The organism is Phaeodactylibacter sp., assembly GCF_022763345.1.
GTDB lineage: Bacteria > Bacteroidota > Bacteroidia > Chitinophagales > Saprospiraceae > Phaeodactylibacter.
On sequence record NZ_JALEGS010000048.1, the window covers coordinates 46,994 to 72,980 of the forward strand.

The 25,987-nt window shown below is 51.2% G+C and carries 27 protein-coding genes, 1 tRNA gene and 1 riboswitch; of the genes, 15 read left to right on the forward strand and 13 right to left on the reverse strand.

The annotated features are described in order from the left end of the window. The first annotated feature begins 76 nt into the window (after nucleotides 1-76). A complete protein-coding gene (locus MRY86_RS12450) occupies nucleotides 77-937 on the forward strand; it encodes a DUF2911 domain-containing protein (protein ID WP_293567572.1) in 861 nt (286 codons plus the stop codon). 5 nt (nucleotides 938-942) lie between these two features. Here MRY86_RS12450 and MRY86_RS12455 read toward each other — a convergent pair whose 3' ends face one another. Genes MRY86_RS12455 through MRY86_RS12465 form a run of 3 tightly spaced genes read right to left on the reverse strand, consistent with a single transcriptional unit; the run spans nucleotide 943 to nucleotide 2,930 of the window. Next, nucleotides 943-1,614, reverse strand: coding sequence for a hypothetical protein (locus MRY86_RS12455; RefSeq protein WP_293567571.1), 672 nt, complete (start codon nucleotides 1,612-1,614; stop codon nucleotides 943-945). Continuing rightward, a complete protein-coding gene (locus tag MRY86_RS12460) occupies nucleotides 1,615-2,379 on the reverse strand; it encodes a hypothetical protein (protein ID WP_293567569.1) in 765 nt (254 codons plus the stop codon). A 20-nt stretch (nucleotides 2,380-2,399) separates the two neighbouring features. Next, nucleotides 2,400-2,930 carry a hypothetical protein gene (locus MRY86_RS12465; RefSeq protein WP_293567567.1) on the reverse strand — a complete coding sequence of 177 codons (531 nt, stop codon included), beginning with the start codon at nucleotides 2,928-2,930 and terminating at the stop codon, nucleotides 2,400-2,402. 99 nt (nucleotides 2,931-3,029) lie between these two features. On the opposite strand from MRY86_RS12465, the gene MRY86_RS12470 reads away from it, so the two are divergent. Then, a complete protein-coding gene (locus MRY86_RS12470) occupies nucleotides 3,030-3,605 on the forward strand; it encodes a Uma2 family endonuclease (protein ID WP_293567565.1) in 576 nt (191 codons plus the stop codon). 177 nt (nucleotides 3,606-3,782) lie between these two features. On the opposite strand, the gene MRY86_RS12475 is transcribed toward MRY86_RS12470, so the two are convergent. Together MRY86_RS12475 and MRY86_RS12480 are read right to left on the reverse strand one after the other, a co-directional pair. Beyond that, complete coding sequence (locus tag MRY86_RS12475) at nucleotides 3,783-5,120, reverse strand: T9SS type A sorting domain-containing protein (RefSeq protein WP_293566441.1); 1,338 nt, start codon at nucleotides 5,118-5,120, stop codon at nucleotides 3,783-3,785. Between the two features lie 326 nt (nucleotides 5,121-5,446). After that, nucleotides 5,447-5,734: a T9SS type A sorting domain-containing protein gene (locus tag MRY86_RS12480; RefSeq protein WP_293566442.1), complete on the reverse strand. Its 288-nt coding sequence runs from the start codon at nucleotides 5,732-5,734 to the stop codon at nucleotides 5,447-5,449. Between the two features lie 271 nt (nucleotides 5,735-6,005). Here MRY86_RS12480 and MRY86_RS12485 point away from each other — a divergent pair, with 271 nt between their 5' ends. Then, nucleotides 6,006-6,200: a hypothetical protein gene (locus tag MRY86_RS12485; protein WP_293566443.1), complete on the forward strand. Its 195-nt coding sequence runs from the start codon at nucleotides 6,006-6,008 to the stop codon at nucleotides 6,198-6,200. Nucleotides 6,201-6,393: 193 nt separating this feature from the next. Here MRY86_RS12485 and MRY86_RS12490 read toward each other — a convergent pair whose 3' ends face one another. The 4 genes from MRY86_RS12490 to MRY86_RS12500 all read right to left on the reverse strand — a co-directional run bounded on the left by MRY86_RS12490 (nucleotide 6,394) and on the right by MRY86_RS12500 (nucleotide 12,022). Continuing rightward, nucleotides 6,394-8,337 (reverse strand): M1 family aminopeptidase, encoded by a 1,944-nt coding sequence (locus MRY86_RS12490; protein WP_293566444.1) that lies wholly within the window; start codon nucleotides 8,335-8,337, stop codon nucleotides 6,394-6,396. Nucleotides 8,338-8,471: 134 nt separating this feature from the next. Then, nucleotides 8,472-9,728, reverse strand: coding sequence for a T9SS type A sorting domain-containing protein (locus MRY86_RS12495; RefSeq protein WP_293571534.1), 1,257 nt, complete (start codon nucleotides 9,726-9,728; stop codon nucleotides 8,472-8,474). A 301-nt stretch (nucleotides 9,729-10,029) separates the two neighbouring features. Then, nucleotides 10,030-10,221, reverse strand: coding sequence for a T9SS type A sorting domain-containing protein (locus MRY86_RS27175; RefSeq protein WP_363325403.1), 192 nt, complete (start codon nucleotides 10,219-10,221; stop codon nucleotides 10,030-10,032). A gap of 7 nt (nucleotides 10,222-10,228) precedes the next feature. After that, nucleotides 10,229-12,022, reverse strand: coding sequence for a choice-of-anchor L domain-containing protein (locus tag MRY86_RS12500; RefSeq protein ID WP_293566446.1), 1,794 nt, complete (start codon nucleotides 12,020-12,022; stop codon nucleotides 10,229-10,231). A gap of 103 nt (nucleotides 12,023-12,125) precedes the next feature. Continuing rightward, nucleotides 12,126-12,332, forward strand: a riboswitch (cobalamin riboswitch). 202 nt (nucleotides 12,333-12,534) lie between these two features. Here MRY86_RS12500 and MRY86_RS12505 point away from each other — a divergent pair. The 7 genes from MRY86_RS12505 to MRY86_RS12535 all read left to right on the forward strand — a co-directional run bounded on the left by MRY86_RS12505 (nucleotide 12,535) and on the right by MRY86_RS12535 (nucleotide 19,070). Further along, complete coding sequence (locus tag MRY86_RS12505) at nucleotides 12,535-14,412, forward strand: TonB-dependent receptor (protein ID WP_293566447.1); 1,878 nt, start codon at nucleotides 12,535-12,537, stop codon at nucleotides 14,410-14,412. 6 nt (nucleotides 14,413-14,418) lie between these two features. Beyond that, a complete protein-coding gene (locus tag MRY86_RS12510) occupies nucleotides 14,419-15,396 on the forward strand; it encodes a DUF4465 domain-containing protein (RefSeq protein ID WP_293566448.1) in 978 nt (325 codons plus the stop codon). A gap of 45 nt (nucleotides 15,397-15,441) precedes the next feature. Continuing rightward, nucleotides 15,442-16,020 carry a DUF6580 family putative transport protein gene (locus tag MRY86_RS12515; RefSeq protein WP_293566449.1) on the forward strand — a complete coding sequence of 193 codons (579 nt, stop codon included), beginning with the start codon at nucleotides 15,442-15,444 and terminating at the stop codon, nucleotides 16,018-16,020. Nucleotides 16,021-16,376: 356 nt separating this feature from the next. Further along, nucleotides 16,377-16,449: transfer RNA gene (locus MRY86_RS12520), tRNA-Phe, on the forward strand. A gap of 216 nt (nucleotides 16,450-16,665) precedes the next feature. Next, nucleotides 16,666-17,529 (forward strand): ATP phosphoribosyltransferase, encoded by an 864-nt coding sequence (hisG, locus tag MRY86_RS12525; protein ID WP_293566450.1) that lies wholly within the window; start codon nucleotides 16,666-16,668, stop codon nucleotides 17,527-17,529. 5 nt (nucleotides 17,530-17,534) lie between these two features. Further along, a complete protein-coding gene (gene hisD, locus MRY86_RS12530; RefSeq protein ID WP_363325404.1) occupies nucleotides 17,535-18,818 on the forward strand; it encodes a histidinol dehydrogenase in 1,284 nt (427 codons plus the stop codon). A gap of 30 nt (nucleotides 18,819-18,848) precedes the next feature. Further along, on the forward strand, nucleotides 18,849-19,070 hold the full coding sequence (locus tag MRY86_RS12535; protein WP_293566452.1) for a hypothetical protein: 222 nt from the start codon (nucleotides 18,849-18,851) through the stop codon (nucleotides 19,068-19,070). Here the strand turns inward: MRY86_RS12535 and MRY86_RS12540 are convergent. Then, nucleotides 19,067-19,528 carry a PIN domain-containing protein gene (locus MRY86_RS12540; protein ID WP_293566453.1) on the reverse strand — a complete coding sequence of 154 codons (462 nt, stop codon included), beginning with the start codon at nucleotides 19,526-19,528 and terminating at the stop codon, nucleotides 19,067-19,069. The two genes, MRY86_RS12535 and MRY86_RS12540, sit on opposite strands and share 4 nt — an antisense overlap. Then, the gene (locus tag MRY86_RS12545; RefSeq protein ID WP_293566454.1) at nucleotides 19,525-19,785 is read right to left on the reverse strand and encodes a hypothetical protein; all 261 of its coding nucleotides are present in this window, start codon (nucleotides 19,783-19,785) and stop codon (nucleotides 19,525-19,527) included. The genes MRY86_RS12540 and MRY86_RS12545 overlap by 4 nt, the downstream gene beginning before the upstream one ends. 43 nt (nucleotides 19,786-19,828) lie before the next feature. On the opposite strand from MRY86_RS12545, the gene hisC reads away from it, so the two are divergent. From hisC to sucD, 5 genes are all read left to right on the forward strand, one after another. Further along, nucleotides 19,829-20,860: a histidinol-phosphate transaminase gene (gene hisC, locus MRY86_RS12550; RefSeq protein WP_293566455.1), complete on the forward strand. Its 1,032-nt coding sequence runs from the start codon at nucleotides 19,829-19,831 to the stop codon at nucleotides 20,858-20,860. Nucleotides 20,861-20,919: 59 nt separating this feature from the next. After that, the gene (gene carA, locus MRY86_RS12555; RefSeq protein ID WP_293566456.1) at nucleotides 20,920-22,023 is read left to right on the forward strand and encodes a glutamine-hydrolyzing carbamoyl-phosphate synthase small subunit; all 1,104 of its coding nucleotides are present in this window, start codon (nucleotides 20,920-20,922) and stop codon (nucleotides 22,021-22,023) included. A gap of 80 nt (nucleotides 22,024-22,103) precedes the next feature. Beyond that, entirely contained in the window at nucleotides 22,104-23,390 is a 1,287-nt protein-coding gene (gene eno, locus MRY86_RS12560; RefSeq protein WP_293566457.1) for a phosphopyruvate hydratase, read from the forward strand. 101 nt (nucleotides 23,391-23,491) lie between these two features. Next, entirely contained in the window at nucleotides 23,492-23,809 is a 318-nt protein-coding gene (locus MRY86_RS12565; protein WP_293566458.1) for a hypothetical protein, read from the forward strand. Nucleotides 23,810-23,838: 29 nt separating this feature from the next. Beyond that, complete coding sequence (sucD, locus tag MRY86_RS12570) at nucleotides 23,839-24,711, forward strand: succinate--CoA ligase subunit alpha (protein ID WP_293566459.1); 873 nt, start codon at nucleotides 23,839-23,841, stop codon at nucleotides 24,709-24,711. A 133-nt stretch (nucleotides 24,712-24,844) separates the two neighbouring features. Here the strand turns inward: sucD and MRY86_RS12575 are convergent, their stop codons facing one another. Beyond that, nucleotides 24,845-25,408 (reverse strand): hypothetical protein, encoded by a 564-nt coding sequence (locus tag MRY86_RS12575; RefSeq protein ID WP_293566460.1) that lies wholly within the window; start codon nucleotides 25,406-25,408, stop codon nucleotides 24,845-24,847. Nucleotides 25,409-25,474: 66 nt separating this feature from the next. Next, complete coding sequence (locus tag MRY86_RS12580) at nucleotides 25,475-25,969, reverse strand: sterol desaturase family protein (RefSeq protein ID WP_282780572.1); 495 nt, start codon at nucleotides 25,967-25,969, stop codon at nucleotides 25,475-25,477. Nucleotides 25,970-25,987: the final 18 nt, after the last annotated feature.

Below are 25,987 nucleotides of genomic sequence, written 5' to 3' on the forward strand. Positions count from 1 at the left end.
CAAACCCTTTCCCGACTTCGTTTTCCATTACAGACATTGCATTATCAACGGTCTGTGCCACACAAAACCAACCAACATGCGAATTACTTTTTTCTTCCTGCTCCTTCTGCTACAGCAAACGCTGGCCTTTGCCCAGACGGTAGACCTGCCCCTTAAAAGCCCGGCTGCCAGTGCTGCGCTCACCATTGGGTATACCCAAATTTCTGTAGACTACAGTGCCCCTTCTGTGCTCGACCGTGAAATATGGGGCCAACTTGTGCCTTATGACACTCTCTGGCGAGCCGGCGCCAATGCGGCAACCACGGTGGCGTTCAGTACAGATGTAAAGATTAATGGACAACCACTAAAAGCTGGCAAGTATGCTTTGCTGGTCCTTCCCAGAAAAGACACCACCTGGACTGTCATTTTCAACGGGAATACGTCATTGCGTGGCACCAATGACTACCAACGTGAACAAGATGCGCTTAGGGTGGACATCCGGCCTAAGTTTGCACGTACCCGCCATCAGGAAATGCTGCAGTACGAGATCGTCCGGCAGAATATTGAAAACGGCTACATGCTACTTAGCTGGGAAAAGCTCCGGCTCTACCTGCCGATCAAGGTGGAAACTATGGACCGTGCCATCGCAGAAATAGAAGAAGCCCTGGCTGCCACGCCGGATGAAGGGGAATGGGAAGTTTATCTTCAGGCTGCGGATTTTCTTTTTTGGTCAGGGGCTGTAAATCCAGCTCAGACTTACGCCCAAAAATCAATTGATCATAAGCCTACAGCACAAGGCTACTGGCTACTGGCTCTCATCAATGGTAAACAGGAAGCTTATCAGTCTGCCTTGGAAGCAACATCCGAAGCCCTGAAGCTGGCGGAAGACGACTTCAAAACCCGATACGGGAAAACGGTCCAGGCAAAACAGACGGCCTGGAAGGAAGAGCGCCAGTGAAGCTGTCAGAAAAGGACGTACCCAATATTTAAGTACAGCATGCCTGTGGCTCTGATATCAGCTACGGTGAGTGCATAATCCGGGTCATAAGCACCACTAAAGATGCTCGTTCGCCTTAGAGAAGCATATTCAGGTATATTGCTGAAGGAATTGTCTTGCCCGGATAGGCCCAGCCCCATGCCCAACTCAAATAACAGGCGCTCGTTAAAGCTATAGTCAAACAGCCCCACGTTAAGGAAGGCTGATAATTTTCGGCTATCCACAGAGTAATTGACCAATCGATTATAGGAGAGCTCGTTTGGTGGAGCAATAAAAAACTCGCCATCTATGTCCATTGATACCTGACGATATACCAGCAAAAATTCCAAAAAATACCGGTTACGCTTTTCCTGGTAATAGAAGCGGACGGCTGGCCGTAGCCGAAAGCCACTTTTGTCGCCAGTCCTCAGTCCATTCACCTGATCGTCAAGATTAAGGATCAGGCCCGCCTCCATCTGCCCGTACCAGGGACCACTGATCTGAAACTCTCCGGCCAAATTAAAGGAAGGCAAAACGGGATCGGCCAGGCTAAGTGCGCCGAGTTTGACGGTCAACTTAGGAGACGAAGCTACGGGCTGGGCCCTTAGAATACCAGTAATACCAAGGAGCAACAGTACAATCGCTGCAAAATGCTTCATCTAAGCGCCTATTGTTATTTCAGAAATCACCTGAATGTTATTGATGTCGGTGTAGTCTAATTGAAGGAGGGCATCTGGCCCGACGACCAGCAAAGTCCCTCCAAGAGGGATGACATCGATGGCATTAATATCATTCAGGTAGCGGATTTCCTGGGGTGATTCCGGGTCATCAAGGTTGAAAACACGGAGTCCGTTCGCCCCTTCACATACAAAAAGGACATTCCCGTCCAGCCCTAGTCCGTAGGGGCCATCCAGGGAAAGGGAGTTGACCAGATTGGGGCTTTCGATATTGCTGATGTCAATCACATCCAGCGTATTGGCTGCGCCAGCAGCTGCCTCCCGGCATTCGGATACACGCAGGGTTACGTAAGCGTAATTTTGGTTGGCTACTACCGGGTCGCAACTGACTACGTGCTGGTATTCAGACACATAAGCCGGCAGTCCATTGTCGCTTACCCGATAGATATACATCCCATTTTGGGTTCCCAGCAGCAAGTGGTCCTTGAGCGGGAAGATGGTCTCAACGCCCTGGGTAACGACCGTCTCGTCTATCTTTTCGGGCGCTTCCGGGGCACTGATATCAAAAGTAGCCAAAGTCGTATTGTCTACTGTGTACAGGTAATCGCCAATAATGGTAAAACGGGCCAGTGAACCGCCCACGCCTGTACCGCTGGAAGCAGCCGCACTAATATCGGCGCTATCCTCTGCGCAGCTCAGGACAAAGAAGGCAAGTAAGGGAAGGATAAAAGTGGATATCTTAGTCATGATAGCATTCAGTTTAGAGGTTAGCGCCAGCATTCCGGCGATTGGAGGGTCTTTTCGGTCCAGCCCACGATGGTACCGAGGGCAGGGTCCGGGCATTCAAAGAAACCAAAATAGCCTTGGGGCAGGGTTGCGCCGCTCTGCGGGAAAGCCCCTTCCACCCGGCTCACCAGCTCCACGTTGTTGATGTCACTGATATTGAGGACCACCAAATCGGCAAGGTTGTTGGCATACAACAGATTACCCTTGATGGAAATATCAGAGTTGCCCTGAATGCTGATGAAAGCAATGCGCTCCGGTTCTGCCGGGTTGTGGTTATCGATGATATGGATGCCTTTCTGAGCTTCCCCTACGAAGATGAGGCTGTCTTTGTAGTAAATTTTGTTGAGCTCAATGATGGGCTGAGGGGGTTGGCTCTCAATGATCTTCCAGTCGCCATCAGAATAGACAGGCGCCAGCCCGACCGTTTCTTCCGGAATCTCTACCGGCTCCGTGTAACAGCCAGCTAAAAACGTTACGGCCAGCAGCAAGCCGGCCCAATGAGTGATTTTCATGGCAAAGCGTTTGATTGCCCAACTAAAACGAAAGGCTTTCGAAAAACGCGGCTTTGGCTATGGATTTATGTATTTTTACTGAACACTTAAAGCTACGCCATGGAAGCAGAGCCCCTTAAAGACTTTTCGTTAGAAGCTTATTTGTCTTTAGAGCAGGAATCCGGGATAAAGTATGAGTACCACGATGGGACTGTAGTCGCTATGGCAGGCGGCACCATTGAACACGGATTGATTAGCGGCAATATTTTTGGCGAACTCAAATTGGGACTCCGCGGTCATCAAAAGTCCTGCAGAGCCATCAATGGCGAGGTCAAACTTCACATTGCCAGTTTCAATAAATATTTATATCCGGATGCCATGGTCATTTGCGGACCACTGCAGCGTGCACCGCAACATCAAGATGCCATTATTAACCCAACCATTATTGTGGAAGTCCTGTCTGCATCCACAGAGCGCTATGACCGGGGGGATAAATTCTTCTTCTACCGCCAAATCCCCACCTTGAAGGCTTACATTCTCATCGACCAGTATTCACCAAGCATCGAAACCTATAACCGCATCGGCGACCTTTGGAAAATTACCCGGACTACCGGATTGGACAAAACCCTCGCTATTGAGGCCCTAAACATTGAAATCCCATTGTCAGCTGTTTATGAGGGGGTGGTGTGGGGATAGCCGTGGGCATTCGGCTTAGGTACTGACTTTGACATAAAGCACACCGGGTGAATGCCCCGGCGATGGCTTGTCTTAGTTCACCCGGTGAGCTTTGTTCCTTGTCGATTATACTTTAACCTTGAACACTTTAACCTTTACCCTTCTCCGACCGACGAAGCAAGCTTGACGCAAAGTCGGTTACTTAACCACCACCCGTTCCACCCAAGCCTGCCCCTCCACTTCCACGCGCAGGGCATACACGCCTGGCAGCAACTCCGGCAACAGTAGTGGTACTTCTGGTGCAGATGGTTTTGTTACTGCCCATACCGCCTGCCCCTGCATATTGTAGAGCGTGAATTGCCCGGTGCCCGTGGGCGCTCCGCCCGGCCAGGTGACGGTGAGGTGGCGGGAGGCAGGGTTGGGGAAGATGGAGAGCTCAGACTGCGCCGGAGGCGGCAAAAGCTGCCCGGCATGCACCAGGTACTCACAGGAATCCTGCCCGATGCAGCCTTCTGAGTTGGTGCGGACGAGCCAGCAACTGCGATCACCATCGCCTGTTGCATAACCGCCTGTGACTAAATCACCATTGGGTAATTCCGCAAAGCGCCCGAAGCTACCCGAGGTATAAAAGTTGAAATCTTCAAACAGGGGCAAGTACGAACGGGACCATAAAGTATCTCCCTCGGGGGTAAACTTGAATAGCCAGCCGGCAGTGACGTCCTCTCCCTGTATCTTAGTGTAATGGTCCCCTGAGCCAACAATATTGCCATCAGAAACCACTTTGAGTTCCCGGAATTCATTGCCGATGATCTGCCGGAAGGGCTTAAAAATAGTCCTCACCCAGGTGGTTTGATAATTACTGTCTAACCGGGCAATAGTTGGTTGTAAAATACGGTTGCCATTTTCATCTTCTCCTTGGTACTGGTCACCATAGGTAATGATGTCTCCGTTCTCAAGGACAGTCAGCTCGCGTAACCAGCCCATTTCCGGATTGATGGGAGATTCCCAGCTTTCTAATACTTCTCCATCTGATACCCGTACTTTGGTAATGACATTTACGCCCCCAGTAACACCTTCAATATCTCGCCCAATACCCAAGACAAGAACGGAGTCCCCCTGCATAGCACCGTCTTCCAGGAATTCCGCTACATTTTCCTGCCCATAGTATTTCAGCCACACTGTTTCTCCAGTAGAATTAATACGCCTTATGTAGGGCTCTCCATATTCATCAAGGGTAACAGCCGTACCGTACAGCAGATATCCATCCTCTACCTCCACCGGAGCCAGGCAATAAAAATTACTCTGATTGGTACTGTCTTCGTACTCATAGCGGAATTCTTCCTGCAACTCGCTATCCAGCTTGACCGCTACTTTATTACTCCGGGAGGATACTACTGTAAACAGATAGCCCTCGTCTGAAGTAGGCAGTATTTGTCCATACCACCAAGTGATCCCGAAATTGCTGAACTCCGGATCAAGCGTATCTACATTTACAGTATCCGTAAACAACATACCGTTGAGTAAGATCCCACTCAAGCTATACTTTGCTACTAAAGCTCCTTGCTTTTTAAACGCAGAATTGCCGATTCGATCTTTGGCAAGCCCAAGGCAAATTATATTTTCCTCTACTAAAGAAATATCATAAAATCTATTGTCAATAAATTCTAAATCCTGAGCTATATTAAATGGCTGCGAGAGCAAAGGAGCAATTGAAAACACACTAGATATGATTACCAGAAATAATTTAAATTGATTTTTCATAACCTTTTTTATACTTGATTTAAACTCCTTTTGAAGTATTCCAAAAGACGGTACAAGCCCGCTTTGTTTTCAAAGTCAGGCTTCTATTCAATAACAAAGGTTTACTGAATGACTAACAATTGGCGGACCAAAACTTTGTTGTCGGGGGAATAGACCATAACGATATACACCCCTTGTACCCCTGGCAGGCGGACTTCAGAACGCTGCCCCACCAGCGTGCTTTGAAGGATTTGCCGCCCCTGCATATCGTAGAGCTCCAGCTGCCCGGTTGTCAAGTGATCCGGCAGCACCACCGTGAGTATTTCTTTAGCCGAATTGGGGAAAATGCGTAGCTCTGCCGCCGGTTTCCCCTTTTTAGTCTTCTCAATAGAGAGGTTTAAAGTTTGCATATAGGTTCGCAGATTCTGCACTGATAATTCAGATAAATAGGTAAGCGCTTAACCCCAGCTGTGAATGAATAATACATGAGGCCCGTTTTTTAGCGGTTAGTGAATAATTGGTAAGATACGGAATTGGGTGGAGAAAACAATGTTGGGCTCCTGCCCAGTGATCGCTCTTCGCCGGGCGCTCTCCTTTCGCCCGGCGTACTACTTCGAAAAGCGCACCGGGTGAATGCCCCGGCGATGGCTTGTCTTAGTACACCCGGTGAGGATTTTAACCATGGCATTAATTATCCGCTATGGTTTACAAACGATGATGGGCACTTCGCCGGGCGCTCTCTCCGTCCGACGTAGTTTGAAAACGAAGTCGGTCCTTTCGCCCGGCGTACTACCCCTTCGAAAAGCACACCGGGTGAGGCTTGATCAGGTATTGCTTTGGCACTCTGTCCGCGTTTTCTTTCTGCAGCCTGCCTGATCCTGGTAAAAACCGGGAGAAAGCTCCCCGGCAGGAGCAAAGCTTCGATCGGCGAAGCAAGCTTAGACGCCGGGTCGGGAAAACCCAAACACGCTCTGCCCACCGAAGCTTCAGGCGAAGGAGGGGAAAAGCCATAACACCAAACCGCCTGCAACCGCAGAGAAAACCTTAGCGCCTAACCCCCAGCCACACCCTACTGCTTCACCACCAACCTCCGGACAACACCATAGTTCGTCTGCAACTCCACCGTGTAAGCACCATTGGGCCACTGCCCTATTTCCAGCTGCCGGACGGTACCTGCCCACTCCGCCAGTAACTGCCCGTTGGCATGGTAAAGGCGGGCTTGCTCAAGGGTTGTGCCGGCGGGGAGGCTTAGATTAAGCTCGTCTTGTACCGGGTTGGGGAATACCTGTACTGCTTCCAGCAGTGCGGCTTCGGTATTGGTAAACTGCCCCTGCGTCACGCTGTTGTTGCGGCTCACGATACGCTGCTCGGGATCAAAGTAGACAATCCCTACATTCCCGGGCATTTCGATGGCAAACTGCTGCCCATCAAAAGTATGGTCGAAGACGATGGAGGTGTCGATACCGCCGCTGATCAGGAAGCGTACCGGGACCGGCATTTCGAAAAAGCCGACCGAAGCGTGGGAGGTTTGCTGATTCAGGCGGACGTATAGCGTGCTCCCTTCCTGAAACCATCGCATCTGATAGGACGGGTACCCCTGCCCGTACAGCCAGTCGTCGAAGAATTCGGTAAGGTCCTGCCCGCTTTCTGCCTCCAGGTAGCCCTTGAGGTCATCAGACTTGGCGTAGCCAAAGGCTAATTCAGGTGCATCCACGTAGTTGCGAACGCCCTGAAAGAAGGCCTCGTCGCCCAGCTTCCAGCGCAGCATGTGGAGGAGCATCGCACCCTTGGAGTACGATAGGCGGCTGCTGAAAATACGGCTTACGCTGCTCGTGTCGTACACAAAAACGGAGCCATCGGGCGCGCTCGTCACGTGATTGATCTTGCCGGATAGCCAGTTTTCCCAGGTGTTGGGCCCCAGATCGTACTGATACGTCAGTCCTTCCAGGTAGGTGGCAAAGCCTTCATTAAGCCAGATGTCCTGCCAGCTGCCACAGGTCACTTTATCGCCAAACCATTGGTGGGCCAACTCATGCGCCTGCAATAGGTGGGAAAAGCCGCCCATAAAGCTCATCGTTTGGTGCTCCATGCCACCGCCCCAGCCAAATTGGGCATGGCCGTACTTTTCTTCGGCAAAGGGGTACAGCCCGAAGAGCTCGTTGAAGAGTTGCATGATTTCCACCGTAGCTGTGGTGGCCTGTTGAGCATCTGCCAGGTTTTCCGGAAAAACGTAGTTGAGCACCTCGATCGGTTCCCCATTTTCCACCGGTACGAAGTCGGAGTACTCCGCGTAGTTGGTCACCGCAATGGCAATCAGGTAGGCAGGGATGGGATAGCGGTGCTTCCAGTGGTAGATGTGCTCATTGCCATCTTCAATAATCTCTTTCAACAAGCCATTGCTGGCCACCTTGTAGGCAACCGGGGTACGCACCAGTACATCAATACTGTCAATTTTGTCGCTCAAATCCTGCTTGCAGGGCCACCAATCCCGGGCACCGTAGGGCTCAGAAAGGGTCCAGAGCACCGGATTGCCGCTGTGGGTGGCCTGCGCAAAGGAGCCAAAGCCATTGGACGGCGGTGCGCCTTCGTAGGTAACGCTTACCGAGTCCAGCTCCGCCATCGCCAGGGAATTGGGCAGGTTGATGGTCAGCATATTGTTGCTTTGGCTGTAGGTTTCCACTTCCTGCCCGTGAAAAACGACACTATTGACCTGCAGGGTATTGGCAAGATCGAAGTGCAGCGCTATGAAGTTGGCCTCCTTAGGCATGAAGTAGGTCGTGACAGTCCCGGAAATGTAGTAGTTGTTGGGGTTGATGTTCCACTCCAGCCGATGGTACTTGATATCGTAGTCATCGGTCAATGCGGAGGAACGGAAATTCAGCTGCCGTTCGGCTGCGCCACGTTCCATGGCGGTGATGGCTTCCTGATCTTTGCACACCCATTCCTCGGTTTGGGCAGTGCCTAATGCATTCAAAGTGGCCAGCAGCAGACCGGCGAGTATCCATTTTTTCATCGCTAATTTTTTTATTCTCCGAAAAGTAAGCGACAAAAGCCTGAACTAAGGTGAGGATGGTCACCGGAGGGGGTGAGATTAGGCAGGTGGGGACTACTCTGCAACAATCAACAGCTCGGGACAAGCATTCTTACTCATTGTTTTACCACTCTAATGCTGCCTGTTACCTTTTGCCCCCGAAAAGAGAGTATATAGACACCCGGTGGCAAACCCACAGCACTGATTTCCTGCTGCCCTTGCCGGATTGTGGTTTCCAATAAGACCCTGCCCTGCAGGTCTAAAAGTTGCAAATGAGCTGGATCAGTATGCCCCCATTCTACTACCCAATGGTCTGTTGCCGGATTGGGGTACGCTTTGGCCAACAAAGCCGCCGCATCAGGCACTTGTGTTGGTACAGGCGTGCAGAACATCGTATCCAGGCAGCCTTCGTTGGTCATTTTGACAAACCAGCCATATCTTTTATTATCTTCATCGGTCGCTATGCCTCCGGCCACCAGATTGCCACTTGAGAGTTGCCCTAATCCAAATAATAAGCCGCCAGCCGGGAAATAATCCGTAAAAGGCACGGGGAAATTTCTATCCCAAATTTCCTCCCCATCATAAGAGAATTTGTACATCCATCCATGCGCAACAAAAGAGCTTATCAGCTTCCTGCCACAGCCTACAATATGGCCGTCGGCCGTTTTCTCAAATTCCATTAAAGTGCTGAATGCATCAACCCGCTGAGGGGTGCCAAAGCTGTAGGACCAAGCTCGTTGGAATGCCGTGTCAAATCTGCTGAGGGTGGGTTGCAATAAGGTATAATTGGAGATAGGGCCAGGTACTTGCCGTTGCCCGTAAATGATGAAACTGCTACTATCTACTGGGATGACCTGCCGGAAATACCCTTCCTCCGGCTCTAAATCAGAAACCCATTCTTTTAAGACTTCACCTGTAGGGCTAAGTAGTGTAATTCTTGAACGGCCACTTTGAGTTGGTGCTCCAGGCGGGGACTCCTGCTCTACTGACAGGGCTACTGCCATGCCACTATTCAGTTGCTGAACATCCATCACAGTCGTGCTGTAGAGGCTGTGCTCAAACCGGCGCTCCCAAATTTCTTCCCCGTACATATCGATACGCCTGACAAATCCAAAAGACACGGTATCAGGGCCTTGAATTCGCCCATATAGATAATACCCATCTGGATGAGCCGGGGCTACAGTATAGTTGAAATTGCTAAGGTTGACGGTATCGGCATACTCACGTACATGCTCAAGCCCAAGTGTATCGTTGAGTTTAAAAAGAAAGGAGCTCGGACGAAAAACGGTGGCCCCTGTTGCTACATAACAATTTGAAATAGAGTCGAAAATTACTTTTCCCCATGTTTCTGAATTCCTAAGTACATCTCCCATACTATCTGTTAGAAACCTGTGCCTTAATAGCTGCCCGGAGCTATCAACTTGAGCAAAGAAGACTCCGTCTACAGGTTCTTCACCCATTTTCCTTCCTCGCCCATACATCAAAAGAGTGTCATTGAAGACTGTAATACTGGTAGCTCTAGAGCCCAGATAAGGTATATCTATTGCTTCATTCCAGTTATCCTGCCCGTGAGCTGAAAAAGGAGAGAATCCCAGGTTTAGACAAAAAAGTAAAGAATAAAAAAAAGGTAAATAAATTTTTTCTTTGCTTTGTATCCTATTGATAAACCCATAATTATTGGATTAAAACTTTAGTCCGAGTTATTTGTCCTGATTCGGTACGAACCTCTGCGAGGTAAAGGCCTTTAGGCAATCCGTTTACTCCCCAGGTTAGATCATTGACATTTTCATCAAATACCTCTTGCCTTAGTATCTGCCCCTGAGCATTGTATAAGCAGACATTGCCAGATAAATATATTTCCGGCAGAAACCCTTTACTGCTTACTCACCAGCCGTTGTAAAGCGCCCTGCTCATTGGTCAGTTCGATGACATAAACACCCGCACTCCACTGCTCCATTGGAATGGTGGACTGCCCCTGCAGCCCCTGCCGGCGGAGCAGCAGTTGTCCGTCGGCGCGGAAAACAGACACGTCATAAGCTCCGGTCATTGCCGGGCGGATGGTCAGGCGGTCTTTAACCGGGTTAGGAAATAGCACAAAAGCCGTAACAGGCAAATCCCGGGTGCTGACGACCATTACACTCACCTCTGACACCGCAATGGCCTCCCCACAGTCATTCATGGCTGTAAGGGTTACGGTGTAGCTGCCTTCGGATGCGTAAGTATGCATGGGCGACTGCTCCGTGCTTTGCTGGCCATCCCCAAAATCCCATAGGTAGGACGTGGCATGCGCTGCATTATTCTGGAAAGCCACCTGCAGCTCATTGGCCGTAACTTCAAAGGCAGCGGTAGGTAGGGCCTGAATTTCAACGGCGGCCTCCATTTCAATCGTCGCTGTCTGCCCGAAGGTATCGGTGACGGTGAGCGTTACGGGGTACACGCCAGGCTCATTATAGGTTACGGTCGGATTAGGGGCATCAGCAGTCGCCGGCTGCCCACCGGGGAAAGCCCAGGACCAGGTGTCAACGGCGCCTTCCGAGAGGTCCTCAAAGGAAAAAGCATCGCCGGGGCAATTCCCTGCCTCGGGGGTGACGCCAAAATTGGTGAGCAACGGCGGGACTACCGTCACGGTTTCCACGAAAGTGGCCGAGCAGCACCAGGTATGTACTTTAAGTTCCACTATATATGTCCCATACGCTGCGTACGTGTGGGGCTCCGGATGCCGTTCCGTGGAAGTGGTGCCATCACCAAAGTCCCATTCGAAGGCCTTGGCAAAAGAAGATATGTTTTCTGCAATGAGTTGATTGCCGATGACGCTAAGGTTCGCGTTAGCTGTAGGGGTAAGCAGGGAGTCGCCGCCCAAACTGGTAATCCCAATAAAAACACCGGAGTCATAGACCCCATCCCCAGCATCTGCAATACCAATTTTGATGTGGTAGGTTTCGCCCGGTGTGACGTATGCTTTGGCAGGCAGTAAAGTGGTGTAGGCATCGTAGGCCAGGTCTGTGGCTGTAGTATCATATATTGGTGGCGACCACGACAGGGTATCAAGAGTGAACTGTGGAATATAGAAACTGCTGTTGGAGTCCGCATTCAGGTTATTGATGGTTACCGGGACTATTGGGTCACTGTCCGGTATGGTAGCAATATTGGTCAATGAGTCATATTCCGGACCCCCACTTATGAAGAAAGCGAATACATCATTGAAGTTCGTACCTACAAATTCCGGGTATTCCTCAGAGCCAAAGATGTAGTTGAAGCAGATGGTATCTGTATTGGGCACGATATCAAACTCCAGTACAGCAGCATCATGGGTCATCATACCAGGCTCCAGCAGCCCTTGTAAATCAGCGTCTCCGGGCTGTAATAAGTTATTAAAAGTTGCACTGAAGCTTGCCGGGTTGGCCGCTACGGTTGTCGGGCCGGTGGACAGGAATATCCCGGCATTGATGCCCATGTAGGTATCGCCGGCATCAAAAAAAGCCATCCCTTCCGGAGCGCCGGTATAGGTCACATTGGAAGGCGCAACATCAGCATCGCTGAAGAAAGCGGTAACCATTTCAGATGCGGTGTAAGAGGTGTCGACAAACAGGTTGGACTGAGCCAGGAGTGCGTTGCTGCTCAAAAGGGCGAACAGGAAAAGGGGGATTGCAGTAATCGTCTTTTTCATCATATCGGGTTTAGTGTTAACCAAAAATAAGGAAAACAGGCGGTAAAAGGCAACTGCTATACAGCGCTGACCAAAATTTAACGTCTACCTGTGCTTTTTTCCCTACCTTTACGCCAGCGTTGGTACGAATGCTATGTCTGTGAGGATAGCCTTCGTTTAAAAGGGAATCAGGTGCAAATCCTGAGCAGTCCCCGCTGCTGTAAGCTTCACAAAAAATGCCCTTTGCGCACTAAGCCACTGTCGGGAGATGATGGGAAGGCCGCAAAAGCAGAAGCAAGCCAGAAGACCTGCCAAGCTGTATTTTTTCATTCGGGCTTTCGGAGGAAAAGCAGGGGTGGAGTGCTTATTGGGCCTAATGGGTACCGCGCTGGCCTGTTCTCTACGTAAAGGCAAGCGTACGGCTTAACAAACACAGGTGTGTAGGAATTTCCTTCGCCTTCTTTTGTCCGTTCACCCGCACAATGCCCCATTATCCGCTCTTGTCCTGCCCTTCAGGCTCCAAAACCGGCAGGATGCGGCAGCTCCTTATCTTTTTTCTGAGCATTTCCTATGCGTTGCCCCTTTTGGCACAGCCCGACACCGCCGTCCTCCTGCCTGCTGCTGAAATCACCACTTCGCCCCTTCGCGCCAGCTTTACCGGCAGTCAGGAACAACGCTGGGACTCCACTGATGTCAACCGCTACACCGGCTATTACCTGACCGACCTGCTGGAACGGGAAGGCGGTATTTTCATCAAGAACTACGGCGGCGGCAGCATTGCCACCACCTCCATCCGAGGAGGCAGTGCCGGGCATACAGCGGTCACCTGGAATGGGCTGCCGCTCCAAAGCCCGATGCTGGGCCAACTTGACTTTTCCCTCCTGCCCCTGGCTTTTGTGGATGATGTGCGCCTGCAAAGGGGGGGCGGCAGCGCAGCATGGGGCAGCGGGGCCATTGGCGGCACGGTGGGTTTGCGGAACACCCCCCTCTCCTACCGGGGCATCGAAGCGGGCGCACAAACCATGCTGGGCAGCTTTGGCTTTCAGGACCATCAGGCGCGGGCCCGCTACCGGGGGGAGCATTGGGCATTCAATACCCGCCTGTTCCGCCGGTCTGCCGACAACGATTTCAACTACCGACTGGATAGTGGAGAAGAACGGCAGCAAACGCATGCCGATTTCCGGCAACAGGGCATCATGCAGGAAGTCTACTGGCAGCCCCGCCCCGATCGTCAACTGGCTGCTTTTGCCTGGTGGCAAACCTCCGACCGCAATATCCCGCCCCTGACCACCCAAACCCGGAGCGAAGCCCTGCAGCTCGATACCTTCCTGCGCACCGCCCTGCATTACCAGCAACTCAGCAAACATGGCATTTTCAATGCCCGCCTGGGCTGGTTCCGGGAAGCGATCGACTACCGGGATGATGCCATCCTGCTGCGGGCGCTGAGCCATTTCCATACGCTCATGGGCGAGGTGGAACATCAATGGGCGCTAAGTGCAGACATGGAATTACAGGCTGGGCTCTTCTATAACCGGGCTACGGCTACAGCCGATGGGTACCGGGGTGAACAACCGAAGCAGCAACGCGTCGCGGCTTTTGCCAGCCTCCGGAAAGAATGGAATGCCCTGCGGGTTCAGCTCAGCCTACGGCAGGAACGGGTCGATGAAAACTGGGTGCCCATCGTACCTGCACTGGGCGCAAACGGCCCCATTACTTCTAATCTAAGCTGGCAGGCCAAAATCAGCCGCAATTACCGCATTCCAACCCTGAATGACCTGTACTGGCTGCCGGGAGGGAACCCGGATTTATTGCCCGAAATCGGCTGGAGCGCAGAGGGTGGGCTAAACTGGCAAAAGGGGGCATGGAGCTATGCCGTTACCGGCTTCCACCGGCGCATCGACGATTGGATTATGTGGGGGCTTACCGAGGGGCAAAACTTTTGGTCCGCCAATAACCTCACAGAGGTCTGGAGCCGGGGGCTGGAACAGCGCCTATCCTGCCGCTTCACCACCGGAGCATGGCGGTGGGAAGGGCAAGTGGGCTACGACTACATCCGCTCCACCAATGAAATCGCCCTTCAGCAGCCGCGGATTGCCGAAGGGGAGCAACTCGCTTACACACCGGAGCATCTGGCTTTTGCCCGCATCACGGTAAGCATAGACGCCCTGCAATTCACCTATCAGCATCGGCTGACGAGTGCGGTTCAAACCCTGAATGATACCGAGCTTCCTGGCTATCACCTTGGTTTTGCGCAGCTACAGTATCAGCTAAACTGGCAAAAATTCACGCTACAGGCTTTCGGCCGGGCAGACAATCTCTGGGACGCTTCCTACCGCATCGTCGATCGGCGCCCCATGCCGGGCCGCAGCTTTCAACTAGGCATTAACCTGTTTTTCAAACATAAACATTAGCCTTATATGAAATGGACTTCAACTACTATTCTACTGTTGTTCTGTACCGCATTGAGCTATGCGCAAACTACTGCTGATTTCGAAAACTTTGACCTCGAGCCCGGTGAAGCCCTGAACGGGAGTGACGGCAGCGGTGGTTTCCAAAGCGGCAACCTTTTTCTGCCCAACAGCTACAATCCGGATTTTAACTCTTGGTCTGGCTGGGCCATTTCAGCCAGCACCGATGTAACTACCCCTGGATTTATGAATGACCTGAGCGCCATTACCGGCAGCGGCTACAATTCCACAACCTACGCAGTAAGCTTTGCTTCGCCACAATCCGTCATCGTACTGCAGGGCGCAGCTGCCGGGGGCGCAGTGGAAGGCTTCTACGTCACCAATGGCACCTATCCTTACCTCAGCATGCTGGAAGGTGATGGCTTTGCTAAAAAGTTTGGCGGAGAATCCGGCGATGACCCCGACTTTTTTCTTTTGACCATAAAAAAGTATCTTGGTGGGGAACTGAGTATCGATAGTGTCAACTTTTACCTGGCTGATTACCGGTTTGAGGACAACAGTCAGGACTACATCGTGGAAGAGTGGACCTACGTGGACCTGAGCCCACTCGGCAATGCCGACAGCCTGCAATTCACGATGAGCTCTACGGATAATGGGATGTTTGGCATGAATACGCCCGCGTATTTTTGCATGGACGACCTGACAACTACCGACATGCCGGTCAGCACGAAGCGCACGGAACTGCCTGCCGCTGACCTGAATGTATTCCCTAACCCGGCAAGCGCCACCTGGCATGCACAATGGGGATCCAATCAGGAAGCCGAAGCGAGGCTGATGAATATCAGTGGGCAGGTGTTGCAAACTTTTCGGCTTATGCCGGGAACAAACGCCATAGATGCCTTAACTTTGCCTGAAGGCATTTACGTACTGCAGGTGCATAATGCTAATGGCTACCTGACCAAAAAACTATTTAAAACCAATTTTTAACGCCTCATCGTCAGGCGTCTCAGAAAACTATAAACTACTTAAGATATGCAAGATCAAAAGCTTAACATCCGGTTTGCTGTAGTAACGGGCATGATTCTCGTGGCTGCGCTTTTCCGGATTTTCCCACACCCCCTGAATTTTTCGCCAGTTGCAGCAATGGGCCTTTTCGGAGCGGCTTACTTCAGCAAGCGCTGGCTGGCTTTCCTGGTACCCGTATTGGCGGTTTTTGCCAGTGATATTATCATCAATAATGTCATTTATGCCCACTACTTTGAGGGCTTCACCGTATTCTACGAAGGCTTTTTCTGGCAGTACGGCAGCTACCTGCTCATCGTACTCTTTGGGCTGGGTGTCCTTTCCAAAGTGACCCTGCCCCGTATCCTGGGTGGCGCGATCGGAGCTGGTGCGATCTTTTTCCTGGTGTCCAACTTCGGCGTATGGCTCGGCAGCCCCATGTACCCGCAAAATATTGGCGGGCTGATGGCTTGCTATGGTGCAGGCTGGCCTTTCTATCAGGCAACCTTTGCCGGTGATCTCATCTTTACCGGTGTCATGTTTGGTGCTTACGAGTTCATCAAACTCCGCTACCCGGCGTTGGATTTCCAAACGCAGCGTATCGCTTAGTTGCCACCTGTTAGATTGGAGTGGCAGTAACAGCCCGGTAATTCCAAAGGCAGGAAATGCCGGGTCGTTTTTTCTTCTGGCTACAACTCACTGTACTGCAAAGCCTTAAAACCTGAACTCAAAGGTATAGGCAAAAAATTTTAGCCAAGGGGTTGCGCAGTATGGATATCGCGCTTATATTTGCAACCGCAAAACACCGAAAGCGGTGGCTGATCAAAAGAATTTGAAAAGTATTTTGCACTATTCAATTTTCGCGTCAAAGCCCGGGGCGAAAATAAAATGCGAACAAAGCGATAGCGAAGGTGAGTATTTTATTTTCTTCAAAAGAGCGGGGTAGCGAAAATTGTATATACTAAGGTGCGGTAGCTCAGGTGGTAGAGCAATGGACTGAAAATCCATGTGTCGGCGGTTCGAATCCGCCCCACACCACTTCGGAAAGCAGCTCAAAAGGCTGCTTTTCTTATTTAACAACTTATGATTATCAACAACTGGCATCATCACGTACATCATTTTCCACTGCCCGGCAGTGAATGGTGGAATCGTGCGTGAGATGAACCGTTGATTGATCAACTTTAGTCCACAAAAGAGGTTAACCATTCGCTGGTTAACCTCTTTTTTTGTTTCACCATAACCCTCACGTTTATTATGTCAGACACACGTTTAAAAATTGCCGTTCAAAAATCCGGCCGCCTGTTGGATGGTTCTCTGGAGCTGCTCAAAGAGTGCGGCATCCGGGTCAACAACGGCAAAGACCAGCTGAAAGCCTCAGCCAGCAATTACCCCGTAGATATTCTGTACCTGCGCAATTCTGATATCCCGCAGTATGTGCAGGACGGGGTAGCCGATATTGGCATTCTGGGGCAGAACACCCTCGTCGAAAAGCAAAAGCAAATCGAAGAAGTGCTGCCCCTCGGCTTCTCTAAATGCCGGCTGTCTATTGCCCTGCCCAAGAATACGCCTTACCCCGGACCGGAATGGCTCAACGGCAAGCGCATTGCCACCTCCTACCCCAACTCCCTGCGGCAGTTTATGGCTAAGCACCAAATCGAGGCGGAGATTCACGAGATTTCCGGCTCCGTAGAGATCGCGCCCAACATCGGCCTGGCAGATGCCATTTGCGACCTCGTCAGTTCCGGCAGCACGCTCTTCAAGAATGGGCTGGAGGAAAAAGAGGTCATCCTGAAATCGGAAGCCTGTATCGTCAGGAATCCAAAGCTCTCTTCGGGCAAACAAGCCATCCTGAATCAGATTGTGTTCCGCATACAGTCGGTGCTCAAAGCCCGCAACAACAAATACATTCTGATGAATGCCCCTGCCAGCCAAACGGAAGCCATCATCAACATCCTGCCAGGCATGAAGAGCCCCACAGTGATGCCCCTCGCAGCCTCGGGCTGGAACTCCATCCACACCGTAATTGATGAATCCCAATTCTGGGAAATCATCGATCAGCTCAAAGCTGCCGGTGCAGAAGGTATCTTAGTTATTCCCATCGAAAAAATGATTTTGTAATGCAGATGAAAACCTACCTCAACCCGGCTCCGGACACCTGGGGCGACCTCCTCCGCCGACCTACGATGGCAGCGGCCGACCTAGACAAAATAGTGGGCAGGGTCCTCGCTGATATCGAACAGCGCGGAGACGAAGCCGTGCGCGAATACACCGAACGTTTCGATGGTGTGCGCCTTGACGATTTCCGCGTCAGCGAAGCGGAGATTGCGGAAGCCCGGGCCACACTCGCGCCTGAGCTCAAAGCCGCCATCCAACTCGCCCGCACGAATATTGAAACCTTCCATGCCCGGCAGTGGGAACCGGTGGAAGCCGTGGAAACCATGCCCGGCGTACGCTGCTGGCGCAAAAGCATCCCCATTGAAAAAGTGGGACTGTACATCCCCGGCGGCACGGCGCCCTTGTTTTCTGCGGTGCTTATGCTCGGCGTCCCCGCAACGATTGCCGGTTGCCGGGAGCGGATTTTATGCACGCCTCCTGATAAAAACGGTAAAGTCAACCCTGCCATTCTCTACACCGCAGACCTTGTAGGCATTACGCAGATTTTCAAGATTGGCGGTGCACAGGCCATTGGGGCTATGACTTACGGCACTGCGACCGTACCCTCCGTCTACAAAATCTTTGGCCCCGGCAATCAGTACGTGACCGCCGCCAAACAGCTGGCCAGCCGGCGTGGTGTAGCCATTGATATGCCTGCCGGCCCTTCAGAGGTGCTCGTGTGTGCAGACGATACAGCCAACCCGGCATTCGTCGCGGCCGACCTGCTTTCACAAGCGGAACACGGCATTGACAGTCAGGTCGTCCTCGTCACTCTTTCGGAAACGATGGCCCAGGCGGTAGCCGCAGCGGTGGAGGCCCAGCTCGCCACATTGCCCAGGCGGGACATAGCCAAAGAAGCACTGAGCCACAGTGTAACCGTAGTACTCGAGGACCGGGCAGCAGCGGTGGAACTCATCAATGCCTATGCCCCCGAGCACCTTATCCTTTCCGTGGCGGATGCCGGAGAGATGGGCGAACAAATCCTAAATGCCGGTTCGGTATTTCTGGGGCACTACACCCCGGAATCCGTAGGCGATTACGCTTCCGGTACCAACCACACCCTGCCTACAGATGGGTACGCCCGCAGCTACAGTGGGGTCTCGCTCGACAGTTTTATCAAAAAGATCACTTTTCAGGAGCTAAGCCAGGAAGGGCTGCAGGGGCTCGGGCCTGCGGTACAACGCATGGCCGAAGCGGAGGAACTGATGGCGCACGCCCGGGCGGTGGCGGTTCGGTTGGAGGGGAAAGCGTAATTTCATTTTGAGGCAAAATGAGCATAAACCATGAATCACCTTGACACGATCTTTGAAGCGTTAGCAGATATCTTACAAAAAATGCCCAAGAGAGAACTTGAAGCACTAAGGGCATCCAAAGCCTTTCATGCTCGTTACGAAGAGCTGAAAAGGAAGTCTTTTGACCAAACACTTAACCCGGAAGAACAAGAAGAGCTTACTCACTTTAAGGTACTCGACCGGCTACTTCAAGCGACGGCTGAAAAGTATTAAAGATAATCTTGTGGTGCGTAATATTGATGTTTTATGAAAACTCCTTCCAGGTGCTTAAAGTCCTTATCTGTTGTCAGTAGTGTAGCTCCAGTGGCTGCAGCTGATGCAGCAATCCAAAGATCATTTTTCCCCATATTACGGGATGATAAACCGGCAGGAAGAGGATGACCTTTTAATTTCCCCTGACTAAAAGCATCGATTTCACCATACAATCGAAGGACATCTTTACTATTAATGGGAATGACTAAAAACTTATTTAATTCGTGGGATATGCTTTCTACCCGTTTGGACCCCCAATTACGTTTTAATGCCAAAGCATTCAATTCTCCTATTGACACCACTGAAATGGCAAGAACACTAGAAGCAGCACTCAAATTGAACTGTTCATCAATAGCTGCAGTAATTGCACCATCCCGTAGAAAATCAAGAATGAGATTCGTGTCAAACAATAATATCATTCTTCCAGAAGCCTTAATAATTCAGAATACTCTTCTCCATCTATATCTAAAGCCCCTCTGGCGGAAAGCACCTCTCGCAGGTTGTAATTTTGTTCCTGAGCAAGTTCTTCCACGGAAATGTAGGTGCGAGTAGGTTCACTGAAATATTGTAAGACTTTTCGGCGCTCAGCAGTTTCTTTCAATTCAGCAATAAGTTGCTCGTCCTCCGTTGAGGCGATCAAAGCAATAAGTTGAAGCCGATCAGTTTTTACTGTCATTCGTTTTTCTTTAAGAACAAAACAAAATACAACAAAAGTTCCTATGATACAAAACCTAGTCCGCCCCAACATCCGCCGCCTCACCCCCTACTCCTCTGCCCGTTCGGAGTTCAAAGGGAAGGCCGAGGTTTTTTTGGATGCCAACGAAAGCCCGTATGATACCGGCTACAACCGCTACCCGGACCCCTTGCAGTGGAAGCTCAAACAGGCCATCAGTACCCTCAAAGGCATTGCCCCGGAGCATATCTTCCTGGGCAATGGCAGCGACGAAGCGATTGACCTGCTGCTCCGGATTTTTTGTGAGCCCGGGGCCGACTACATCATCACCCTGCCACCTACTTACGGCATGTACCGGGTATCTGCTGATATTTCCAATGTGGCGGTGAAGGAAATCCCTCTGCGCCCGGGCAGTTTTCAGCCGGATGTTGAGTCGGTGCTGGCTGAAGCCGATGCCCATTCCAAACTGCTGTTCATCTGCAGCCCTAACAACCCTACCGGAAACAGCATTCGCCCCGGGGTGATCCGGGAACTCACAAAAGGCTTCCCGGGCATTGTGGTGGTGGATGAAGCCTATATTGACTTCTCTGCTCAGGAAAGTGCCATCCGCCTGCTGCCGGAATACCCCAACCTTGTTGTCCTTCAAACCTTTTCCAAGGCCTGGGGCATGGCAGGCATACGGCTGGGCATGGCTTTTGCCTCTGAAGAAATCATTGGGTATTTCAATAAGGTGAAGCCCCCTTACAACATCAACCAACTGACCCAGGAAGCAGCATTAAAGGCTTTAGACAGACAGGAAGCACAGGAAGCACAAGTAAAGCAACTGCTTGGCCAGCGCACCCTGCTGCAGCAATACCTTGGCGGGCTGCCTTTCGTGGAACGCATCTACCCTTCTGATGCCAACTTCCTGCTTGTAAAAGTGGAGGACCCGACCGGCATTTACAACTACCTCGTAGACCGGGGCATCATCGTGCGGGACCGCTCCCGGGTGATGCTCTGTGAGGGCTGCCTGCGCATCACTGTGGGAACGCCGGAAGAAAACGAGCGGATATTCCGGGCACTGGTGGAGTTTGAGTAAGGCACAAGCTTTGCTTTTAGCCCCCGGTGCCTTATCTTTGCGCGAAATTCCTCAAGTTAATGAGCGACATCCAACAAGTTCCCGCCGTTTTATTGCTAGAAGATGGGACCGTTTTTCACGGTCTTTCCGCCGGAAAAATTGGCACCACCACCGGAGAAATTTGTTTCAATACTGGTATGACTGGTTATCAGGAGATCTTCACCGATCCATCCTATTTCGGCCAGCTGATGGTGATGACAAATGCTCATATTGGCAATTACGGCACCAAGCGTACAGAATCAGAGTCTTACAGTATCAAGATCAATGGCTTGATCTGCAAGAATTACACCAACGAATACCACCGCCCAATCGCTGATCAGTCCATTCAGGACTACTTCGAGGAAGAAGGCCTGGTGGGCATTTGCAGCGTAGACACCCGTGCCATCGTGCGGCATATCCGAAGCAAAGGAGCCATGAACGCCATTATCTCCTCGGAAACCACCGATCTGAAAGTACTGGAGCAAAAACTGGCGGAAGTGCCTTCCATGGATGGGCTAGAGCTGGCTTCCAAGGTCAGCACTAAGGAAATTTACACCTTTGGCGACCCGCACGCGAAATACAAAGTCGCTGTGATGGACTTCGGCATTAAGCAGAACATCCTCAACAGCCTTGCCGAGCGCAACTGCTACATGAGAATCTTCCCGGCTAAAACCCCCCTTGAGGAAATCCGTGAATGGGGGCCAGACGGTTACTTCATGTCTAACGGCCCCGGCGACCCGGCACCGATGGATTATGCGGTTCAGAATGCCAAAGCCATACTTGAAGAAGACAAGCCGCTGTTTGGCATCTGCCTGGGCCATCAGATACTGGCACTGGCGGTAGACATTCCTACCTACAAGATGCACCACGGGCACCGCGGCATCAACCACCCGGTCAAAAACCTGGCTACCGGCAAATGTGAAATCACCAGCCAAAACCATGGCTTCGGTGTATCTCCGGAAGCCTTGCAGGCAAACGCCGATAAGGTGGAAATCACCCATATCAACCTTAACGACGATACCATTGAGGGCATGCGCATCCGTGGCAAGAAGGCTTTCTCGGTGCAGTACCACCCCGAAGCTTCTCCCGGCCCGCACGATGCCCGCTACCTCTTCGACGATTTCGTGAATTTAATGGAAAATTAATCCCGTAAACACTACAGGATAGCGAACCTACACCTATTTTTAGGTGCTTAACAGAATATAGAGAATTAAAACCAACCAACATGAGTATTATCCTTGATATTGCAGCCCGACAGATACTGGACTCCCGCGGTAATCCGACTGTAGAGGCAGAAGTCATTACAGAAGATGGTTTCCTGGGCCGTGCAGCGGTGCCTTCAGGTGCTTCTACCGGTAAACATGAGGCGGTAGAGCTTCGCGATGGCGACAAAAGCCGTTACCTGGGCAAAGGCGTGACTAAAGCGGTGGAAAACATCCGCGAAGTCATCCTGGAAGAGCTCGTTGGTGTTGACGTGACCGATCAGCGTTACATCGATATGCTGATGCTGGAAATTGACGGCACTAAAAACAAGGGTAAGCTCGGCGCCAATGCTATTCTGGCGGTTTCCCTGGCTTGCGCCAAAGCAGCTGCTGAGGCAACTGTACAACCCCTGTACCGCTATTTGGGCGGTGTGAATGCGCACGTCCTTCCGGTACCGATGATGAACATCCTGAATGGCGGCTCGCATGCAGACAACAGCATCGACTTCCAGGAATTCATGATCATGCCTGTTGGGGCTAGCACCTTCTCTGAAGGCTTGCGCATGGGCGTGGAAATCTTCCACCACCTCAAGAATGTACTCAAGGACAAAGGCTACTCCACCAACGTTGGTGACGAGGGGGGCTTTGCACCAAATATCAAGTCGAATCAGGAAGCGATTGAAACAGTCCTGACTGCGATTGAGAAGGCAGGCTACAAGCCGGGCGAAGAAATCTACATCGCAATGGATGCCGCCGCTTCTGAATTCTATAATGCAGATGAAAAAGTCTACCACTTCCATCAGTCTACCGGCGATAAGCTGACCAGCACTGAAATGGTGGACTACTGGAAGCAATGGGTCGACAAGTACCCGATTTTCTCCATTGAGGACGGGCTGGATGAAGACGACTGGACGGGCTGGAAAGCGCTAAACGCAGCTATAGGCGACCGTACACAGCTTGTGGGTGATGACCTCTTCGTGACCAACGTGGAGCGCCTGCAGCGTGGCATTGACGAAAGTGCTGCCAACTCTATTCTGATCAAAGTCAATCAGATTGGCTCCCTGACGGAGACCGTTGAAGCAGTAAACCTGGCGACCCGCCACTCTATGACAAGTGTGATGAGCCACCGTTCCGGCGAAACAGAAGATACGACAATTGCGGACCTGGCCGTAGCGCTGAACACCGGACAGATCAAGACCGGCTCTGCTTCCCGCTCGGACCGGATCGCAAAGTACAATCAGCTCATCCGCATTGAGGAAGAGCTGGGCGATCAGGCTTACTATCCAGGTACTTCTATTTTGAAGAAGTAACCGGCGTGCCGGGTCAAGCCCTCTTTTTTCTGAGATAATTAGTGGGTCTGCCTTCATCTTCGTATGTTCGTCAGACCCACTAACTTTATAAACCGATTGTCATGGCAAAAATAAGCAATCCGCTACAGCCCCTGTTGGAGCAACTGCCTGCACCTCTGAGGAACAAATACTTTGTTACGCTGGCGCTGTTCCTGGCCTGGATGGTATTCTTTGACAATCATGGTGTGCTGACTCAAATCAAGCTGCAGCGTACCGTTAATAAAATGCACCGCGACAAGGCGATGTACGAAGAGAAAATAGAGGAAGCCAAACAGGAACGCCTGGATTTGGAAGTCAATAAGGAAAAATTTGCCCGCGAGCAGTATTACATGAAAAAGCGGGACGAAGATGTATTCATCATTGAGGAAATTGAAGATTAAGATCAACAACAATCGATAAAACCATAGTTATGTCAGTTCTTGTCAATAAGGATTCTAAGATCATTGTGCAGGGCTTTACCGGGAAGGAAGGCTCGTTCCATGCCGAGCAAATGATCGAGTATGGCACCAACGTCGTAGGGGGCGTAACGCCAGGAAAGGGCGGTCAGGAGCACCTTGGAAAGCCTGTTTTCAATACTGTTGCAGATGCCGTTAAGGATGCAGGCGCAGACACTTCCATCATTTTTGTGCCCCCGGCCTTTGCGGGTGATGCGATCATGGAAGCGGCTGATGCCGGCATTAAGGTGATCATCTGTATTACGGAAGGCATTCCTGTGCAGGATATGGTTAAGGTCAAAGCTTATATCGAAGACCGCGACTGCCGTCTTATCGGGCCCAATTGCCCGGGCGTCATCACCCCAGGTGAAGCGAAGTGTGGCATCATGCCGGGCTTCATCCACAACCCGGGCCGTATTGGCATCGTTTCCCGTTCCGGCACCCTGACTTACGAAGCCGTTGATCAGGTGACCAAAGCTGGCATGGGCCAATCTACCTGCATCGGCATCGGTGGCGACCCTATCGTAGGCACTACTACCAAGGAAGCAGTAGAATTGCTGATGAACGACCCCGATACCGATGGTATTATCATGATTGGTGAAATTGGCGGAGGCATGGAAGCTGAAGCTGCACGCTACATCAAAGAGCATGGTACGAAGCCCGTTGTTGGCTTTATTGCCGGCCAAACGGCTCCGAAAGGCCGTACGATGGGCCACGCCGGCGCAATCATTGGCGGTGCAGAGGATACTGCAGAAGCCAAAATGAAAATCATGGAAGAATGTGGCTTGCACGTCGTAAAGTCTCCTGCAACCATCGGCGAGACGATGAAAAAGGCACTGCAGGGATAAACCCTAAGCAGTAGTCCTGCATTCCACCAAAGCAAAGCGCCCACTTCGCGTGTTATCGTGAAGTGGGCGCTTTTTCTTTTCGCCTAAACGATATGGCAGGGGGTAGTGTACGTCCGGACAACAACCTTCAGCGCTAATAGGACAATAGTACCACAAGCGCAATTAAAGCAAGAACGATGAGGGTGACAGTTATCAGGAAGCTATTGTTATTGCGGTACTTGTTGAATAGTTTTTCCATAGCTTCCCGCCAAACGAGGTTTTTGCCCACGCGCTCATGCAGCATGACCAGGTACTCAGGGCGGCCCAGCTTTTTATTATCACCGTGCTTGGATAGGATGAAGAACTCCGGGTCAAGAAAGGCAAGGTCATACAACTCCGAAATTTCTTCCTCCTCCAGGTTGATCATAAGCTTATTGGAGCTGCTCAGGTACCGCCACTCCCCTGCTTCCACGTTGCCGTTGGTGGACCTCAGGTACTCATTTTCCTCATTGAAAAAGTGAAGGATGGCATCATGGAAGTTTTCATCATCCCTGAATTCCAGCCATGGCTTATTCAGATAAAACTTCTCTTCTCGCAAGTCTTCGCCAAGCGCACGAACTTGCTTTAGTATAGCCCGCAGGCTATCATCCATATTGGTGTGCTCCGGGACAGGCTCACTGAGCGATTGATTAACCTTGGCTAAGTATTTATTTTCCACAGTTTTGAGGTCTTATCTTCCAAAAATACCAATACTGCGGCAGAGATGCTAATCCTGATGATAGGTTTAACCAGCTTTGGCCTCTTCTTTTGCCCACTCACTGCGCTTTCGGAAGTATTTGGGATTAACAATCAATAATCCGAAAGACTCCCCATCTTCTTTTTCGCGCTTAGCGTGGTGTGCACCATGCGCCCGCAGGATGGCACGGGAGTACTTGCTGTCGAGCTGCCGGAACCACTTGAAACGCTGATGAATATATACATCGTGAATCAGGAAGTAAATCATACCATAAATAGATATTCCGATGCCAACAAACAGCAGCCAGAAATACCCTGGCACGGCCAGGCCTACGATATAGGAAATCGCACTTGGAATGGCAAAAACCAGGAAGAAGAGATCGTTCTTTTCAAAAAAGCCGTCCTTTTCGTGGTGGGGCTTATGGTGGTCTTCGTGCCAGTTCCACAAAAAGCCGTGCATAATGTACTTATGCGCAAACCAGGCCATAAACTCCATACCAATTACGGCTGCCAGGGTGATCAGTGAATAAAGGAGTACATTCATTTGTGTCCTAACGATTGA

What these genes read in the sequence shown, in the direction of transcription:
- MRY86_RS12450 (WP_293567572.1), top strand. Translation starts at nt 77, where the DNA reads ATGCGAATTACTTTTTTCTTCCTGCTCCTTCTGCTACAGCAAACGCTG.
- MRY86_RS12455 (WP_293567571.1), bottom strand. Translation starts at nt 1,614, where the DNA reads ATGAAGCATTTTGCAGCGATTGTACTGTTGCTCCTTGGTATTACTGGT.
- MRY86_RS12460 (WP_293567569.1), bottom strand. Translation starts at nt 2,379, where the DNA reads ATGACTAAGATATCCACTTTTATCCTTCCCTTACTTGCCTTCTTTGTC.
- MRY86_RS12465 (WP_293567567.1), bottom strand. Translation starts at nt 2,930, where the DNA reads ATGAAAATCACTCATTGGGCCGGCTTGCTGCTGGCCGTAACGTTTTTA.
- MRY86_RS12470 (WP_293567565.1), top strand. Translation starts at nt 3,030, where the DNA reads ATGGAAGCAGAGCCCCTTAAAGACTTTTCGTTAGAAGCTTATTTGTCT.
- MRY86_RS12480 (WP_293566442.1), bottom strand. Translation starts at nt 5,734, where the DNA reads ATGCAAACTTTAAACCTCTCTATTGAGAAGACTAAAAAGGGGAAACCG.
- MRY86_RS12485 (WP_293566443.1), top strand. Translation starts at nt 6,006, where the DNA reads ATGGCATTAATTATCCGCTATGGTTTACAAACGATGATGGGCACTTCG.
- MRY86_RS12490 (WP_293566444.1), bottom strand. Translation starts at nt 8,337, where the DNA reads ATGAAAAAATGGATACTCGCCGGTCTGCTGCTGGCCACTTTGAATGCA.
- MRY86_RS12495 (WP_293571534.1), bottom strand. Translation starts at nt 9,728, where the DNA reads ATGGGAGATGTACTTAGGAATTCAGAAACATGGGGAAAAGTAATTTTC.
- MRY86_RS12500 (WP_293566446.1), bottom strand. Translation starts at nt 12,022, where the DNA reads ATGAAAAAGACGATTACTGCAATCCCCCTTTTCCTGTTCGCCCTTTTG.
- MRY86_RS12505 (WP_293566447.1), top strand. Translation starts at nt 12,535, where the DNA reads ATGCGGCAGCTCCTTATCTTTTTTCTGAGCATTTCCTATGCGTTGCCC.
- MRY86_RS12510 (WP_293566448.1), top strand. Translation starts at nt 14,419, where the DNA reads ATGAAATGGACTTCAACTACTATTCTACTGTTGTTCTGTACCGCATTG.
- MRY86_RS12515 (WP_293566449.1), top strand. Translation starts at nt 15,442, where the DNA reads ATGCAAGATCAAAAGCTTAACATCCGGTTTGCTGTAGTAACGGGCATG.
- hisG (WP_293566450.1), top strand. Translation starts at nt 16,666, where the DNA reads ATGTCAGACACACGTTTAAAAATTGCCGTTCAAAAATCCGGCCGCCTG.
- hisD (WP_363325404.1), top strand. Translation starts at nt 17,535, where the DNA reads ATGAAAACCTACCTCAACCCGGCTCCGGACACCTGGGGCGACCTCCTC.
- MRY86_RS12535 (WP_293566452.1), top strand. Translation starts at nt 18,849, where the DNA reads ATGAATCACCTTGACACGATCTTTGAAGCGTTAGCAGATATCTTACAA.
- MRY86_RS12540 (WP_293566453.1), bottom strand. Translation starts at nt 19,528, where the DNA reads ATGATATTATTGTTTGACACGAATCTCATTCTTGATTTTCTACGGGAT.
- MRY86_RS12545 (WP_293566454.1), bottom strand. Translation starts at nt 19,785, where the DNA reads ATGACAGTAAAAACTGATCGGCTTCAACTTATTGCTTTGATCGCCTCA.
- hisC (WP_293566455.1), top strand. Translation starts at nt 19,829, where the DNA reads ATGATACAAAACCTAGTCCGCCCCAACATCCGCCGCCTCACCCCCTAC.
- carA (WP_293566456.1), top strand. Translation starts at nt 20,920, where the DNA reads ATGAGCGACATCCAACAAGTTCCCGCCGTTTTATTGCTAGAAGATGGG.
- eno (WP_293566457.1), top strand. Translation starts at nt 22,104, where the DNA reads ATGAGTATTATCCTTGATATTGCAGCCCGACAGATACTGGACTCCCGC.
- MRY86_RS12565 (WP_293566458.1), top strand. Translation starts at nt 23,492, where the DNA reads ATGGCAAAAATAAGCAATCCGCTACAGCCCCTGTTGGAGCAACTGCCT.
- sucD (WP_293566459.1), top strand. Translation starts at nt 23,839, where the DNA reads ATGTCAGTTCTTGTCAATAAGGATTCTAAGATCATTGTGCAGGGCTTT.
- MRY86_RS12580 (WP_282780572.1), bottom strand. Translation starts at nt 25,969, where the DNA reads ATGAATGTACTCCTTTATTCACTGATCACCCTGGCAGCCGTAATTGGT.